This window comes from Hydrogenophaga sp. NH-16 (assembly GCF_004006415.1).
Lineage (GTDB): Bacteria > Pseudomonadota > Gammaproteobacteria > Burkholderiales > Burkholderiaceae_C > Hydrogenophaga > Hydrogenophaga pseudoflava.
On record NZ_CP029344.1, the window covers coordinates 1,484,174 to 1,498,978 of the forward strand.

Below are 14,805 nucleotides of genomic sequence, written 5' to 3' on the forward strand. Positions count from 1 at the left end.
TTAGTCGCTGGCCCCTACACAGGCATGGCGCCACAGCCGTACAGTCCCATCACCCTGAGGCATTGCCACGCCTCCATCCCGATCCACCCCGTTCACGGAGCTTCCATGGTCACCAAGACTCGCAAATCCGGCACCGCCAGCACCGGTGCATCCGCCGCCGCCTCGCCGCTGTCCGGCGCGATCAAGGATTCCGCCCAGCAGATCTGGCTGGCCGGCCTCGGCGCTTTCTCCAAGGCCCAGGCCGAAGGCGGCAAGGCCTTCGAGACCCTGGTCAAGGAAGGCCTGTCGATCCAGCGCAAGACCCAGGCTGTCGCCGAAGAACGCCTCAACGAGGCCACGCAGCGCATGACCAACATGGCCAGCGATATCGGCAGCAAGGCCGCGGGCCAGTGGGACAAGCTGGAGAACATCTTTGAAGACCGCGTGGCCAAGGCCCTGAACAAGCTGGGCGTGCCCTCGGCGCGCGACATCGAGGCGCTGATCGAGCGCATCGACGCCCTCAGCGCCGCCGTGGCCGGCGAGGGCGGCAAGACCGTGAAGGCCGCCGCACCGCGCAAGGCCGCCGCACCGAAGGCCGCGGCCAAAGCTGCCACGAAGACCAGTCCGAAAACCGCCAGCGCCAAGCCCGCCCGCAAGGCACCGGCGCGCGCCAAGAAGGCGGCCTGAGCGGCCGGGGCCATGCGCCGCTCGGCTGAGCAGGAAGGGGCGCCCGGCGCCCCTTTTTTTCGTCCGCGCGGACTGCTGCAACGCAACACCTGCCGCCTTCGTGGCGGTCTACACTCGACCGCATGACGCCTTCCCGCCCCCGTTCGACACGGCGTTCCCGCCCCACCCCCCGCATCGCGCTGGCCTTTGCCGGCGGCGGGCCTCTGGGTGCGATCTACGAGATCGGTGCCCTGTGCGCCCTGGAAGACAGCCTGCACGGACTGGACTTCAACGGTTGCGACCACTACATCGGCGTGTCGGCCGGCGGCTTCATCGCCGCGGGACTGGTCAACGGCATCACACCGCGCCAGCTGTGCGATTCCTTCATCGAGGACCGCCTGGGCGATGACCGCTTCGACCCCGCCTGGCTGATGCGCCCGGCCTGGCGCGAGTTCATCGAACGGGCGCAGCGGGTTCCGGCGCTGATGGGCGGTGCGCTGTGGGCCTGGGCCGCCCAGGGCAAGCGCTTCACCAACGCCTTCGAGCGCATGGGCGCCGCGCTGCCCACCGGCGTGCTGGACAACGAAGGCATCCACGAACAGATCCAGCGCCTGTTCAGCAAACCCGGCCGCAGCAACGACTTCCGCCAGCTGCGCGCCCGCCTGACCCTGGTGGCCACCGAGCTCGACACCGGCGATGCCACGCCTTTCGGACGCCCGGGCTGGGACCACGTGCCGATCTCGCGCGCCATCCAGGCCAGCGCCGCCCTGCCCGGCCTGTTCCCGCCGGTGGTCATCGACGGCCGGCACTACGTGGACGGCGCGCTGAAAAAGACCGTGCACGCCACGGTGGCGCTGGACGAGGGGGTGGACCTGCTGCTGTGTCTGAACCCGCTGGTGCCGTTCCACGCCGGCGCCGCCAGCGAACACATTCCTTCCCTGGTCGAAGGCGGGCTGCCGGCGGTCATGAGCCAGACCTTCCGCTCGATGATCCACTCCCGTCTGGCACTGGGCTTCAAGCACTACGAACGCACCTACCCCGACACCGACATCGTGCTGATCGAACCCGACCAGCGCGACGCCGAGCTGTTCTTCGCCAACACCTTCAGCTACCGCCAGCGCCGCGAGCTGGCCGAACACGCCTTCCAGCAGACCCGCCAGCTGTTGCGCGACCGGTCCGGCCACCTGGGTCCGACGCTGGCGCGGCACGGGATCACGCTGGACGGGGCCGCCCTGCGCGACCCGCACCGGCGCCTGCTGCCCGCAGAGCCGGTGCGGCGAGAAACGGCCCTGGAGCGGCTGGACAGCGCCCTGGACACCCTAGAACAACGGCTGCAGACGCAGCGCGCCTGACATGACCCGCAAAGCCCCCCGACGCACGGCCGAACGCATTCTGGAAGTCACCCTCGCACTGTTCAACCGCTTCGGCGAGCCCAACGTCTCCACCACGCTGATCTCCTCCGAACTGGGCATCAGCCCGGGCAACCTGTACTACCACTACCCGGCCAAGGACGAGCTGATCAACTCGCTGTTCGAGCGCTACGAGAAGGCGCTCAACGAACTGCTGCAGGCCAGCGACGGCGTGCGCAATGTGGAGGACGCCTGGTTCTTCCTGCACTCGCTGTTCGAAATAGTCTGGGAATACCGCTTCCTCTACCGCGACCTCAACGACCTGCTGTCCAAGAACCGGCTGCTGGAAACCCGTTTCCAGGCCGTTCTCAAGAACAAGATCCGTTCGGTGCGCAGCCTGCTCAGCGGCATGTCGCGCGCCGGCGCCATCGACCTCGATGCGCGGGAACTCGAACCCACGGCCAACTGCATGGTGGTGCTGCTGACCTACTGGCTGAGCTTCGAGTACGTGCGCGACCCGCGCCATGCGCTGGAGCCGGACAACGCGCAGGCGGCGCTGCTGCGCGGTGCGCAGCACGTGCTCAATGTGCTGGCACCTTACCTCGAAGCCGGCCAGCGCCAGCATCTGCTGCAGCTCACGGGCGCCTACCGCACGGCGCCCTGAGCCTGGGGCCGCCGCCCGGGCCTATTGGGGAGGGCTGCGACGCAGCCCGTCCACCGCCTGGAACAGGGCCTGGCGGGCCTGGGACACCACCTGGGCCCGCCAGTCGTCGGTGTCGACATAGAACGCGTCCCGCACCCGTTTCTGGATCACGGTGCGCAGGCCGGCCGGGGCATCCGGGTGCAGGCGCATCCACTGGTCGCCGCGCAGGGCGTTGAGCACATCCAGCAGCGGCAGGGTGCCGTATTCCAGCGCGATCCCGGTGTACTGGGCCTGCGGGCACTCTTCGTAGACCGCGTTCCACATCAGGCCGGTCAGGCGGGCCGAGGCAGAGCTGCCGTCGTAGATCGAGGTCACGGGCGTCTGGCCGTCGCCACCCCACCAGGCGCGGGCGCGCTGCAGGGCCGCGTCGTCGTCGCGGCAGGCGAAGATGCGCTCGCCCAGGCCGCTCGGGCCCAGGCCGGTGTGCAGGTCGATCCAGGCGATGTGGCGCGCGCTGCGCCCATGTTCGCGCAACACCTCGCGCAGCGTGCGGTGGCTCCAGGTCGGCGCCGTGCCGCCGAAGAACAGACCATCGGGGTGGCTGTGCTGGCCCTGGGAGACCGCGCTCTGGTACGCGCCCAGCCCCTTGCGCCCGATGAAGTGGGCGATGACCGCCTCGTTCTCGGCCACGGGCGGCCAGGCCGCCGGCAGCAGGAACGGGTGCAGCTCGTCATAGGCCGGGTTCGCCGGCAGGGGTTGAGAGAAGTCCTGGAAGTTGCGGTTGAGATCGACGTTGTCCTCGGTCACCCGGCGCAGGTGCGAGAACCCGTAGGGATTGAGCGCGTGGATGTACAGCACCGCCACACCGGCGGCGCGGGCGTGCGCGCGCCAGTCGGCGTCGTGGGTGGCAAACACCTGGATGCCCGAGCCACAGAACCCTTCCACGCCGTGGCAGGCGCTGCTGACGATCAGGAGTCGCTCGGCATCCGGCGGTCCGTCCAGGGCCACGTCCATGGCCAGGGTTTCCTGGTCGCGCCCGGGCAGCGGGTGGTTGTGGCTGCGAATGGCCATGCCGGCGGCGGCCGCCCCCTCCAGGAACTGCACGCGCGCCCGGGCGTAGGACTGCGCGAAGGCAGACTGGGGATTGATCATGCGGCGTCCTTGCGCGGTTGCGACAGCCACTGCTCGGCCAACCGCACCCAGTAGGTCGCGCCCAGCGGGATCAGGTCGTCGTTGAAGTCGTAGCTCGGGTTATGCAGTGTGCAGGGCCCGCCGCCGTGGCCGATCTCGCGGTGCGCGCCCTCGCCGTTGGCGATGAAGATGTAGCAGCCTGGCCGCGCCTGCAGCATGTAGGCGAAGTCTTCGGCCCCCATGGTCGGCTCCTGCACCAGCACCTGGTCGGCGCCGACGATGCCGGCCAGCACCTCGCGCACGAACGCGGTCTCGGCCGGGTGGTTGACGGTCGGCGGGTAGTTGCGGCGGAACTGGAACTCGCAGCTGGCGCCGAAGGCGGCGCAGGTGTGCTCGGCGATCTCCTGCATGCGCCGCTCGATCAGGTCCAGCACCTCGTAGGTGAAGGTGCGCACCGTGCCCTGGATCTCGCAGCTGTCGGGCACCACATTGGTCGCTTCGCCGGTGTGGATCATGGTCACGCTGATCACGCCGGCGTCCACCGGCTTCTTGTTGCGCGAGATGATGGTCTGGAAGGCCTGCACCATCTGGCAGGCCACGGGCACCGGGTCGATGCCGTTGTGCGGCAGCGCGGCGTGCGAGCCCTTGCCGCGGATGACGATGTGGAACTCGTTGCTCGACGCCATCACCGGGCCGGCGCTGGCGGCAAAACTGCCCACCGGCAGGCCCGGCCAGTTGTGCATGCCGAACACGGCCTCGACCGGAAACTGTTCGAACAGGCCGTCCTTGATCATCTCGCGGGCACCGCCGCCGCCCTCTTCGGCCGGCTGGAAGATCAGGTAGACCGTGCCGTCGAAGTTCCGGTGTTTCGAGAAGTGCTGCGCCGCCGCCAGCAGCATGGCGGTGTGGCCGTCGTGGCCGCAGGCGTGCATCTTGCCGGCGTGCTGGCTGGCGTGCGCGAAGTGGTTGTGCTCCTGCATGGGCAGCGCGTCCATGTCGGCGCGCAGGCCGATGGCCCGGCCGCTGGCGCCACCGTCGCGCCCGTGCACGATGCCCACCACGCCGGTCGTGCCCATGCCCCGGTGCACCGGGATGCCCCACTCGGTCAGTTTGGCGGCGACCACCTCGGCGGTGCGCACCTCTTCAAAACAGAGCTCGGGATGGGCGTGGATGTCGCGGCGCACGGCGGCGATGGCCGCGGACTGGGTCAGGATGGAGTCGATCAGCTGCATGGTGTCCTCATCTGCAAACGGCCATGGTAGCCATGCACGGCCCTGGAGACAGGTCCGTTCGCGACAACCCGGACCGGACCGGGGATGTCGGCCCTGACTGCGTCAGCGGCGCACCCGGCCGTCTTCGGTCAGCAGGGTCAGTTCGACGAAGCGGGAGCCGGCGTGCTTCTGCGGCCCGAAGTCCAGCGGAAATCCACCGATGCTCACATCCTTCATGCCCCCGATGGCATCGATGAAGGCCTCCCGGCCGGCGCCTCGGGCGCGCTTGAGCCCCTCCACCAGCACCTTCGCGGCCACAAAGCCTTCGATGCCGGAGTAGTTGGGCGCCACACCGCGCTGGTCCTTGAGCGCGGCCAGGTACTCACCCGAGATAGGCGTTGCAGGCGAATAGGGAAAAGGCATCACCTGGCTGACCGCCACACCCTTGGCCACCGCCCCCAGTTCGTCCAGCAGCGCCTGCGTGCCGACGAAGGAGACGTTGTAGAAGTTGCCAGGGTAGCCCTGCTGGCGCGCCAGCCGGATGAAGGTGGCACAGGCCTTGTACGAACCGATCTGCACGATGGCCTCGGGCTTGACGGCCATGATGTCCTTGAGCGCCGGCGCCACCTCGTTGCTGTTGCGCTCCACCGTTCCCACCGCCGCCGGCTCCATGTTGAGCGCCTTCAGGGCGCGCTCGACACCTTCGAGCCCGGCCTTTCCGTAGGCGTCGTTCTGGTAGAACACCGCCACCCGCTTGACGCCGATCGAGGTGACCTGCTTGACGATGGCGGCGGTTTCGTCAAAGTACGAGGCCCGCACATGAATGGCGTAGCGGTTGAACGGCTCGCGCAGGGCCTGCGCCCCGGTGAAGGGCGCAAAGAAGGGCAGCTTGGCTTCAGTGGCCAGCGGCAGGGCGGCGAGGCTGGTGGGGGTACCGACGTAGCCGAACAGGGCGAATACGCCGTCGGCGATGAACTGCCTGGTGTTGGCCACGCAGCGCTCCGGATCGTAGCCATCGTCCAGCCGCTTGAGTTCGATGCGGCGCCCGTTGACGCCCCCGGAGGCATTGACCTGGTCAAAGTACAGCTGGGCCCCCAGGTTGAACTGCAGCCCCAGCTGCGCGGACGGCCCGGTGAACGGCGCCGACTGTCCCAGCACGATGGCCCCCGATCCGCCAGCCGCCTGGGCCCAGGCGGAACCGGCCACGCCGGCCAGGGTAGAAGCGCCCAGACAGGCACCCAAGGAAGAAAGAACCCGACGACGTTGCATCCAGTGACTCCTGATATGCTTTTTTGAGCTGGTCGGATGTCACCTCGTTCGTAACAGGGCGTCACCAGACTTGCGAAGCCTACTACATAGGCCCCGCCCCGCCTATACGCCATTCACCGCATTTCATGGCCCACAACCCCAACGAATTCACGGTCCGGGGCGCTTGCCCCCACGACTGCCCCGACACCTGTGCCCTGGTCACCACCGTGGTGGACGGCAAAGCCGTGCGCGTGGCCGGCAACCCGGCACACCGCCACACCGACGGCGCGCTGTGCACCAAGGTATCGCGCTACCCCGAACGCACCCACCACCCCGAACGCATCCTCGCGCCGCTGCGCCGCACCGGCCCCAAGGGCAGCGGGCGGTTCGAGCCCATCGGATGGGACGAGGCACTGGATGACATCGCCGCGAGGCTGAAAGACATCGCCGCGCGCAACCCGCAGGCCATCGTGCCCTACAGCTACGCCGGCACCATGGGTCAGGTGCAGAGCGAGGGCATGGCGGCGCGCTTCTTCAACAGGCTCGGCGCCTCCTTCCTGGACCGCACGATCTGCGCGGCCGCCGGCGGCGAGGCCCTGGTGCACACCCTGGGCGGCAAGCTGGGCATGAAGGTCGAGCACTTCGCCGAGGCCAAGCTGATCCTGATCTGGGGCAGCAACTCCATTGCCAGCAATCTGCATTTCTGGCGCCTGGCGCAGCAGGCCAAGCGTGACGGCGCGCGCCTGGTCTGCATCGACCCGCGCCGCAGCGAAACCGCCGACAAGTGCCACGAGCACATCGCGCTGCGCCCCGGCACCGACGCCGCACTGGCGCTGGCGCTGATGCACGAACTCATCAGGAACGACTGGCTGGATCACGACTACATCGCCCGCCACACCCTGGGGTGGGAGCAGCTGCGCGAACGCGCCCTGCAGTGGCCGCCCGAGCGTGCGGCCGAGGTTTGCGGCATCCCGGTCGAACAGATCGAACGGCTGGCGCGCGACTACGGCACCACGAAGCCGGCCGCCATCCGCCTGAACTACGGCATGCAGCGCGTGCGCGGCGGCGGCAACGCGGTGCGCGCCATCGCCTGCCTGCCGGCGCTGACCGGCGCCTGGCGCCACCGCGCGGGCGGTCTGCTGCTCTCGGCCTCGGGCCACTTTCCTGTCGACCGCGCCGCGCTGCACCGCCCCGACCTGCTGGCCGGCCGCACGCCACGCACCATCAACATGGTCACCATCGGCGACGATCTGCTGCGCGAATCCTCGCCAGCGTTCGGCCCGAAGATCGAGGCGCTGATCGTCTACAACAGCAACCCGGTGGCGGTCGCGCCCGAGTCGCCCAAGGTGGTGGCGGGCTTCGCGCGCGAGGACCTGTTCACCGTGGTGCTCGAACACTTCATGACCGACACCGCGGACCACGCCGACATCGTGCTGCCCGCGACCACGCAGCTCGAACACTGGGACATCCACACCAGCTACGGCCACACCGACGTGCTGCTCAACCGGCCCGCCGTCGCGCCGGTCGGGCAGGCCCGACCCAACACCGAGGTGTTCCGCCAGCTGGCGCGGCGCATGGGCTTCGACGAGCCCTGCTTCGCCGACGACGATGAAACCCTGTGCCGCCAGACCTTCGGCGACCGGGTGGACTTCCAGCAACTGCTGGACCAGGGTTTCGCCACGCTGCCGGTGCCCGAGGCCCCGTTCGCCGAGGGTGGCTTCCCGACGCCCTCCGGCAAATGCGAGTTCTTCAGCGCACGCCTGGCGGCGCAGGGGCTGGACGGCCTGCCCGACCACGTGCCCAACCACGAGCTGGCCGGCAGCGACCCGCGCCACCCGCTGGCCATGATCTCGCCGCCCGCGCGCAACTTCCTCAACTCCAGCTTCGTGAACGTGAAGAGCCTGCGCGACATCGAAGGCGAGCCGCTGCTGGAGATCAGCGCGGCCGACGCCGCCCCGCGCGGCATCGCCGACGGTGACGTGGTGCGGGTGTTCAACGACCGCGGCAGCTACCGCTGCACCGCGCGCCTCTCAACCCGGGCACGCGAGGGCGTGGTCAACGGACTGGGCATCTGGTGGCGCAAGCTGGGCCTGGACGGCAGCAACGTGAACGAACTGACCAGCCAGAAGCTCACCGACCTGGGCCGTGCACCGGTGTTCTACGACTGCCTGGTGCAAGTGGAAAAGGGATGACCCCCCCTGCGCCGCCTCACGGCTTCCTCCCCGCAGGAAGGCACCGCGCCAGAGGCCCGGCGAAGCCGGTTCCTCGGCGCGTGCTGGTGGTGTGTTGTCTGGCGGGTTTGCTGTCCGGTTGCGCTTCGTCCGACGCCGGCCCCGGCTACTACTGGCAGTCGGTCACCGGCCACCTGAAGCTGATGCACGCGGCGCGGCCGGTGCAGGACTGGCTGGACGACCCGACCACACCACCAGCGCTGCAGCAGAAGCTGCAACTCACGCAGCGCATCCGCACGTTTGCGGTCACCGAACTGGGCCTGCCCGACAACGCCAGCTACCGGCGCTACGCCGACCTGCAGCGCAAGGCGGCGGTCTACAACGTGGTCGCCGCGCCCGCGCTGTCGCTGCGGCTGCAGCAGTGGTGCTTCCCGGTGGCCGGCTGTGTCGGCTACCGGGGCTACTACGACGAGGCCGAAGCCCGGGCGTTTGCGGCCGGGCTCGGCGGCAACCTGGACGTGGCGGTCTATCCCGTGCCCGCCTATTCCACGCTGGGCTGGATGAACTGGGCCGGTGGCGACCCCCTGCTCAACACCTTCATCGGCTATCCCGAGGGCGAGCTGGCACGGCTGATCTTTCACGAGCTGGCCCACCAGGTGGCCTACGCCTCCGGCGACACCGTGTTCAACGAGTCCTTCGCGACGGCGGTCGAGCGCATCGGCGGCGCGCGCTGGCTGGCCCAGGCCGACGAGACAGCGCGCCAGACCTACGCCGCCTTCGATGAGCGCCGCAAAACCTTTCGTGCGCTGACGCGCGAGACCAGGGAACGGCTGCAGGCACTCTACGACGACGCCACGCTCGACGACACCGCCAAACTGGCCCGCAAGGCCCAGGTGCTGCACGACTTCCGCCAGCGCTACGCCGGCCTGCGCCAGGACTGGGACGGCTACAAGGGCTACGACGCCTGGGTCGCGCGGGCCAACAACGCCAGCTTCGGTGCCCAGGCCGCCTACGACCAGTGGGTGCCGGCGTTCGAGGCGCTGTTCGAGCGCGAGGGCCGCGACCTTGCGCGGTTCTATGATGCGGTGCGCGCACTGGCCCGACAGCCCGCGGCCGAGCGCCAGGCCGCCCTGCAGGCCCTCGATCCCGCAGCCCGGCCACCGTCCACCCTCTGAACAACGCGAACACCATGGCGAACATCCACATCCGGCGCAACCACCACCTCGGCATCTCCGGCGCACGCAAGGTGGCCTGGCAATGGGCCGAACAGGCCGAGGCCGAGTTCGACATGCAGTGCGCCTACGAAGAGGGTGTGGATTGCGACGAGGTGCATTTCTCGCGCACTGGCGCCAAGGGCACGTTGCGGGTCACGGCGGATCACTTCGAGCTGGACGCTCAGCTCGGCTTCCTGCTCGGCGCCTTCAAGGACCGCATCGAGAGCGAGATCGTCAAAAACCTGGACGAGCTGCTGGCGGCCAAGAAAAAGCCGGCAACCAAGGCGGCCGCCGGCTCGAAGAAGAAGTAAGACCAGGCCCCGCGCAACGGCGGAGCGTGGAAGCTCAGCTCAGCGACGCGATCAGGTCGATGTACTGCTGCTGCGCATCGTCTTGGGACGTGCCCTTCAGGCCGTTCCAGGCGTCCCACTTGGCGCGGCCGACCATGTCACCGAACCCGGGCTTCTTCTCGGTGTTGTCGCCCACCGTGCCCTGCTTGTACAGGCCGTAGATCTTGAGCAGCGTGGCATTGTCGGGGCGCTCGCTGAGGTTCTTGGACTGGGCAACGGCGGCATCGAAGCGGGACTTGAGGTCGGACATGAAGGTCTCCGTGAGTGAGGGGGTGGCCCGGACCCGGGCTAGGGGAGGCCCGGTATCTTACGGTTGCGTCTGCCCCCAGAATAGACGCCGCCACCCAATCACAACCGGACCCGAACCTCGGGCCCTCGCAGGAGACACCATGGTCACGCGCATCCGCAAAGGCACCCCGAAATCCCCGTCCGAGGGCCTCAGCGCCCTGCAGTCGGTGGCGGGTGTCCTGGGCCTGGAGGGCGAGCGCATGAGCAAGGTGGACACCGCCTGGCTGCGCATGGACTCGGCCACCAACCTGATGATGATCGTGGGCGTCTGGATCCTGCGCCCGGGCATCACGCGCGAGGCGCTGGCGCAGCGGGTGCAGGACAAGCTGCTGGGCTACCGGCGCTTCCGGCAGACCGCCCAGCAGGACGCCGCCGGCGCCCACTGGCGCGACGACCCCGACTTCTCGCTCGACCGCCATGTGGTCACGCACACGCTGACCCGCCGCCGCGGTCAGGAAGCCCAGGCGGCGCTGCAGGCGCGCGCCGGCGCGCTGGCCATGGAGCCATTCGACCCGGCCCACCCGCTGTGGCAGTTCGAGCTGATCGAGGACTACGAGGGTGGTTCGGCGCTGATCGCGCGCATCCACCACTGCATCGCCGACGGGATCGCGCTGATCAGCGTGATGATGAGCCTGGTCGATGGCGGCACCGAACCGCCCAAGCGAAAGCCCCGGTCGCACAAACAGGGGCTAGAGGCGGCCGAGGACTGGGTGGCCGACACGCTGATCCGCCCCTTCGGTGACATCGCCGCACGGGCGCTGGACGCCGCCGGTGGCGGGGCGGCCAAGTCGCTGTCGATGCTGGCGGCGCCGCAGCAAGGGCTCGGGGAAACACTGGACCAGGCCCTGGAGGTGGCGCGCCTCGGAGGCCAGCTCGCCAGCGATCTGGCGGCACTGGCCCTCATGCCCGACGACTCACCCACGCGGCTCAAGGGCGCACCCAAGGGTGAAAAGCGAGTGGCCTGGTGCCAGCCCATCCCGCTGACCGAGGTCAAGGCCATCGGCAAGGCGCTCAACTGCTCGGTCAACGACGTGCTGCTCAGCTGCGTGGCGGGCGCGATCGCCGGCTACCTGCGCCACCATGGCGACGACCCGGCAGGCAAGGAGATCCGCGCGATGGTGCCAATCAACCTGCGGCCGATGGAGGACGCCTGGAAGCTGGGCAACCGCTTCGGCCTGATCCCGCTGGTGCTGCCCGTGGGCATCGCCAACCCGATCGAGCGCGTGTACGCGGTGCGCGCGCGCATGAACGCGCTCAAGGGCAGTCTGCAGCCGCTGCTGACCTTCGGCCTGCTGTCGGTAGCGGGCCTGCTGATCAAGCCGGCGCAGGACGCGATGCTCAGCCTGTTTGGCCGCAAGACCACCGCCGTGATGACCAATGTGCCCGGTCCCGGCGAGAAGCTGAAGTTCTGCGGCGCGACGCTGGAGCAGACCATGTTCTGGGTGCCACAGACCGGCACGGTGGGCCTGGGCGTCTCCATCCTGAGCTACGGCGGCGGCGTGCAGTTCGGCGTGATCGCCGACAGCGCGCTCTGCCCCGACCCGCAGCGCATCATCGACGCCTTCGAACCGGAATTTGCGCAACTGCTGGCCGTGACCCTGATGCTGCCCTGGGGCGAGGTTTAACCGAACCGCTTGTGGGCGATTTCGAGCAGGCCGTCGAAAATGAGGCTGTCCACCAGTTCGCAGGGCGTGGACATGCTGGGCGCCATCTTCCAGCCAGCGCCACCGGTCATGTAGCAGACCGGGTCTTCGCCGCAATGGCCGCGCAGGTTGTCCCACATGCGCTGCACCGCACCGGCGATGGCGAAGGTGCCACCGCTGGTGAGGGCGTCGCTGGTGTTGGTCGGGAAGTCGCGCACCTCGCCGGTGGGCACGTGCAGCCCGGCGGTGCCGGACTCCAGCGCGCGCAGCATGATGCCGTGGCCGGGCAGGATGATGCCGCCCAGGAAGCGGCCGGCCGAATCGATCGCCTCGACCGTCACCGCGGTGCCGACCATGACCACGATGCAAGGCCTGGCCGGCCCCTTCTGCAGCAGGCGCTGGCGCGCGCCGATCATCGCAACCCAGCGGTCGGAACCGAGGCGGGCCGGGTGGTCGTAGCCGTTGCTCAGACCCGCCTCCGACGCGCTGGACACCACCCACTGGGGCGTCACGTCCCACTGTTCGAGCTGTTCCTCGACCCGCCGCTTCACAGCGTCGCCCGCCACGATGCAGCCCAGCACCCGGGTGGGTGCGGACAGGCTGCTCCAGTCGCCCTCGGCCAGTTTCTCGATGTTCTCCAGGAACTGTGCACCATGCGCCAGCAGGCGCCCTCCCACACGGGGGGCGTCGTACAGCGCCCATTTCAATCGCGTGTTGCCAACATCCAGCGCCAGTAAAGTCATGCGGAAGATTATGAACAAGGCCTGGCAGGCACTTTGCGGCGATGCAGCATCCTCATCGCGACCTCACCGGCGTCAGATCAACCCGATCCAGCAGGCCCGCTGCACCGCAGAGAGCTTGTTGTCGGTCTTGAGTTTGGCCATGGCATTGGCCAGGTGGTAGTTGACGGTGCGCTCCGAGCAGTCCATGCGCTGCGCGGTTTCGCGCGCGGTCAGGCCTTCGAAGGCGTAGTTCAGGCTCTCCTGCTCGCGGGGGCTGAGCGTGACCCGCTGCTCGGCGATGGCGCGGCGCAGCATCGGCCAGATGTTGTAGGCCGACCAGGCCAGGGCCGCGGCCTCGGAGCGGTCCGCGAAGGCCCGGGTGCTGAACATGAAGCACTCGAACGCGCGCCCCGCCGGCAGGCTGAAGGCCACCCGCACCAGGGTCTGGTGCCCGTGGGCCAGCCAGAGCCTGCGCCAGCGGCTGGACGGCTCGGCATAGGCCGCCTTGGAAATGTCCTGCCAGGCCACCAGGGGTGCATCGCTGTCGCGCCAGCTGGCGCCAAAGTCGGTGCTGGCGGCCAGGGCCTCCGCGGCACCGAGCAGGCGCGGCGGATGCACGGCCAGCACCTCGCGCTCGTCCCGCCCCCCCATCGGATTGGGCCCCATCACCAGCACCGCCTCGACCCCGGAGTCGCGCAAGGCGCGAACCCAATCGGCCAAAATGGCGTCCACGCCCACGCTGTCAAAGTTGACAGGAAGGGTCATGACGGGCGACGCCCCGTTGCCGGGACAATGGACCCGCCCGCCACAAGACCACGGGCTGGCAACGTCGGTCGACGCTGGAAGGAATACATGTTGCAGTGGGACCGTCTCAGGGTTCACAACGCCAGGCTGAGGTTCTGGCGCTGGGTGGTGGACGAAATTGTCCATGCACCTCTGGAGCCTATTTTGCATCCTTCGACGGCCCGCCTCCAGTGGCTGGGCGTCTTCACCTTCGGCGGCCACTTCATCTTCGGGTGGCTGTGGGGCCAGGCCCTGCCGCAGCCCTACGAGCTGTTTTCGGTGCGCGTGGTGCTGGCCCTGACGGGGCTGCTGCTGCTGCATCCGCGCGTGAACCGGGACCTGCAGTCCAAGACCAGCGTCTGGGTGTACGGACTGATCTTCTGGCTGCAGCTGCCGCTGTTCTTCGGATGGATGTTCCTGATGAACGAGGGCAACAAGGTCTGGCTGGCCAGTGTGTGCAGCATGATCCTGATCTATTTCCACATCACCGACTGGCGCCTGGCCTCGCTGGGCTGCATCACCGGGTTCGCAGTCGCCGCGGGCCTGTTCCTGCTCACCGGCACGCAGCAGACCTGGGTCGGCATCGAGCCCGAGAACCTCACCCTGATCGGCTTTGCCCTGGGCATGAGCCTGATGCTGGGCATGTCGGGCGCCAACCTGCGCCGGGTCCGGCTGATCAACACGCTCAGCACCATGGGCGTGATGGCGCACGAACTGCGCACGCCGCTGGCCACGGTGAACCTGGTCGGCGACGTGCTGCGTGGCCTGGCCCAGCACGACGTGCCCGAACCCAAGCGCAAGAAGCTGGAAGAGCTGGCGCAGCGGCTGCAGAACCTGGTGCGCAGCATGAACCGGCAGATCGACACCCAGATCTCCAACGCGCAGCTGCTGAGGCTGCCCCGGCCGACCGCCCATCTCACCGCGTTCGAACTGGTGCAGGACGTGCTCGGCCAGTACCCGTTCCGCTCACCGCGCGAGCGCGAATGCGTGCAGCTGGCGCTGGAAGAGGACTTCGGCTTCCTGGGGTCTCGTGCCCAGTTTTCACAGGTTCTGGTCAACCTGATCAAAAATGCCATGCATGCGCTGGCCGCATCCGGAGACGCCCCCAAGCCGGGCGACCTGCGCGTGGAGGTGACGGTCAAGGACGGGCTGGGCAGGATCGTGGTGACCGACAAGGGCACCGGCATTCCGCTGCAGAAACAACACCGCATCTTCGAGCCCTTTTTCTCACTGCAGAGCAGTGTCGGCAACGGACTGGGGCTGACGTTCTGCAAAAACGTGGTGGAGGCGTCGGACGGTCGGCTGCTCCTCCAGTCCCAACCCGGTCACGGTGCCTCGTTCACGATCGTGCTGCCCCTGCGGGACGAGCGTGCCCCCTTCATCCCGCCCACGAGCACACACTGAGCC

14 protein-coding genes are annotated in these 14,805 nt (G+C 68.6%); 8 read left to right on the forward strand and 6 right to left on the reverse strand.

All coding sequences use genetic code 11. From position 1 onward, the window contains the following. Positions 1-105: 105 nt before the first annotated feature. The 3 genes from DD542_RS07190 to DD542_RS07200 all read left to right on the forward strand — a co-directional run bounded on the left by DD542_RS07190 (position 106) and on the right by DD542_RS07200 (position 2,658). Complete coding sequence (locus DD542_RS07190) at positions 106-666, forward strand: phasin family protein (protein ID WP_066153763.1); 561 nt, start codon at positions 106-108, stop codon at positions 664-666. Between the two features lie 122 nt (positions 667-788). Then, the gene (locus tag DD542_RS07195) at positions 789-1,997 is read left to right on the forward strand and encodes a patatin-like phospholipase family protein (RefSeq protein ID WP_127804738.1); all 1,209 of its coding nucleotides are present in this window, start codon (positions 789-791) and stop codon (positions 1,995-1,997) included. A 1-nt stretch (position 1,998) separates the two neighbouring features. Then, positions 1,999-2,658: a TetR/AcrR family transcriptional regulator gene (locus DD542_RS07200; RefSeq protein WP_079364370.1), complete on the forward strand. Its 660-nt coding sequence runs from the start codon at positions 1,999-2,001 to the stop codon at positions 2,656-2,658. A 21-nt stretch (positions 2,659-2,679) separates the two neighbouring features. Here DD542_RS07200 and DD542_RS07205 read toward each other — a convergent pair whose 3' ends face one another. The 3 genes from DD542_RS07205 to DD542_RS07215 all read right to left on the reverse strand — a co-directional run bounded on the left by DD542_RS07205 (position 2,680) and on the right by DD542_RS07215 (position 6,248). Continuing rightward, complete coding sequence (locus tag DD542_RS07205; RefSeq protein WP_127804740.1) at positions 2,680-3,789, reverse strand: M14 family metallopeptidase; 1,110 nt, start codon at positions 3,787-3,789, stop codon at positions 2,680-2,682. Then, positions 3,786-5,000, reverse strand: a complete 1,215-nt coding sequence (locus tag DD542_RS07210; RefSeq protein ID WP_066153772.1) for a M20 aminoacylase family protein — start codon at positions 4,998-5,000, stop codon at positions 3,786-3,788. Before DD542_RS07210 ends, DD542_RS07205 begins: the two co-directional genes overlap by 4 nt. Positions 5,001-5,102: 102 nt before the next feature. Next, the gene (locus tag DD542_RS07215; RefSeq protein ID WP_066153775.1) at positions 5,103-6,248 is read right to left on the reverse strand and encodes an ABC transporter substrate-binding protein; all 1,146 of its coding nucleotides are present in this window, start codon (positions 6,246-6,248) and stop codon (positions 5,103-5,105) included. 125 nt (positions 6,249-6,373) lie between these two features. On the opposite strand from DD542_RS07215, the gene DD542_RS07220 reads away from it, so the two are divergent. From DD542_RS07220 to DD542_RS07230, 3 genes are read left to right on the forward strand one after another with little or no spacing between them, the layout of a single operon-like run. Further along, on the forward strand, positions 6,374-8,419 hold the full coding sequence (locus tag DD542_RS07220; protein ID WP_127804742.1) for a molybdopterin oxidoreductase family protein: 2,046 nt from the start codon (positions 6,374-6,376) through the stop codon (positions 8,417-8,419). Then, on the forward strand, positions 8,416-9,573 hold the full coding sequence (locus DD542_RS07225) for an aminopeptidase (RefSeq protein ID WP_127804744.1): 1,158 nt from the start codon (positions 8,416-8,418) through the stop codon (positions 9,571-9,573). Before DD542_RS07220 ends, DD542_RS07225 begins: the two co-directional genes overlap by 4 nt. Before the next feature lie 14 nt (positions 9,574-9,587). After that, entirely contained in the window at positions 9,588-9,923 is a 336-nt protein-coding gene (locus tag DD542_RS07230; RefSeq protein ID WP_127804746.1) for a polyhydroxyalkanoic acid system family protein, read from the forward strand. A gap of 34 nt (positions 9,924-9,957) precedes the next feature. On the opposite strand, the gene DD542_RS07235 is transcribed toward DD542_RS07230, so the two are convergent. Next, entirely contained in the window at positions 9,958-10,212 is a 255-nt protein-coding gene (locus tag DD542_RS07235; RefSeq protein WP_066153785.1) for an acyl-CoA-binding protein, read from the reverse strand. A gap of 238 nt (positions 10,213-10,450) precedes the next feature. On the opposite strand from DD542_RS07235, the gene DD542_RS07240 reads away from it, so the two are divergent. Further along, positions 10,451-11,875 (forward strand): wax ester/triacylglycerol synthase family O-acyltransferase, encoded by a 1,425-nt coding sequence (locus tag DD542_RS07240; protein ID WP_127807314.1) that lies wholly within the window; start codon positions 10,451-10,453, stop codon positions 11,873-11,875. Here the strand turns inward: DD542_RS07240 and DD542_RS07245 are convergent. Both DD542_RS07245 and DD542_RS07250 read right to left on the reverse strand, forming a co-directional pair. Further along, positions 11,872-12,636, reverse strand: a complete 765-nt coding sequence (locus DD542_RS07245; RefSeq protein ID WP_079364742.1) for a type III pantothenate kinase — start codon at positions 12,634-12,636, stop codon at positions 11,872-11,874. The two genes, DD542_RS07240 and DD542_RS07245, sit on opposite strands and share 4 nt — an antisense overlap. A 72-nt stretch (positions 12,637-12,708) precedes the next feature. Beyond that, the gene (locus DD542_RS07250; RefSeq protein WP_127804748.1) at positions 12,709-13,380 is read right to left on the reverse strand and encodes a helix-turn-helix transcriptional regulator; all 672 of its coding nucleotides are present in this window, start codon (positions 13,378-13,380) and stop codon (positions 12,709-12,711) included. A gap of 183 nt (positions 13,381-13,563) precedes the next feature. On the opposite strand from DD542_RS07250, the gene DD542_RS07255 reads away from it, so the two are divergent. Then, the gene (locus tag DD542_RS07255) at positions 13,564-14,802 is read left to right on the forward strand and encodes a HAMP domain-containing sensor histidine kinase (protein WP_241559714.1); all 1,239 of its coding nucleotides are present in this window, start codon (positions 13,564-13,566) and stop codon (positions 14,800-14,802) included. Positions 14,803-14,805: the final 3 nt, after the last annotated feature.

What these genes read in the sequence shown, in the direction of transcription:
- DD542_RS07190 (WP_066153763.1), top strand. Translation starts at nt 106, where the DNA reads ATGGTCACCAAGACTCGCAAATCCGGCACCGCCAGCACCGGTGCATCC.
- DD542_RS07195 (WP_127804738.1), top strand. Translation starts at nt 789, where the DNA reads ATGACGCCTTCCCGCCCCCGTTCGACACGGCGTTCCCGCCCCACCCCC.
- DD542_RS07200 (WP_079364370.1), top strand. Translation starts at nt 1,999, where the DNA reads ATGACCCGCAAAGCCCCCCGACGCACGGCCGAACGCATTCTGGAAGTC.
- DD542_RS07205 (WP_127804740.1), bottom strand. Translation starts at nt 3,789, where the DNA reads ATGATCAATCCCCAGTCTGCCTTCGCGCAGTCCTACGCCCGGGCGCGC.
- DD542_RS07210 (WP_066153772.1), bottom strand. Translation starts at nt 5,000, where the DNA reads ATGCAGCTGATCGACTCCATCCTGACCCAGTCCGCGGCCATCGCCGCC.
- DD542_RS07215 (WP_066153775.1), bottom strand. Translation starts at nt 6,248, where the DNA reads ATGCAACGTCGTCGGGTTCTTTCTTCCTTGGGTGCCTGTCTGGGCGCT.
- DD542_RS07220 (WP_127804742.1), top strand. Translation starts at nt 6,374, where the DNA reads ATGGCCCACAACCCCAACGAATTCACGGTCCGGGGCGCTTGCCCCCAC.
- DD542_RS07225 (WP_127804744.1), top strand. Translation starts at nt 8,416, where the DNA reads ATGACCCCCCCTGCGCCGCCTCACGGCTTCCTCCCCGCAGGAAGGCAC.
- DD542_RS07230 (WP_127804746.1), top strand. Translation starts at nt 9,588, where the DNA reads ATGGCGAACATCCACATCCGGCGCAACCACCACCTCGGCATCTCCGGC.
- DD542_RS07235 (WP_066153785.1), bottom strand. Translation starts at nt 10,212, where the DNA reads ATGTCCGACCTCAAGTCCCGCTTCGATGCCGCCGTTGCCCAGTCCAAG.
- DD542_RS07240 (WP_127807314.1), top strand. Translation starts at nt 10,451, where the DNA reads ATGAGCAAGGTGGACACCGCCTGGCTGCGCATGGACTCGGCCACCAAC.
- DD542_RS07245 (WP_079364742.1), bottom strand. Translation starts at nt 12,636, where the DNA reads ATGACTTTACTGGCGCTGGATGTTGGCAACACGCGATTGAAATGGGCG.
- DD542_RS07250 (WP_127804748.1), bottom strand. Translation starts at nt 13,380, where the DNA reads ATGACCCTTCCTGTCAACTTTGACAGCGTGGGCGTGGACGCCATTTTG.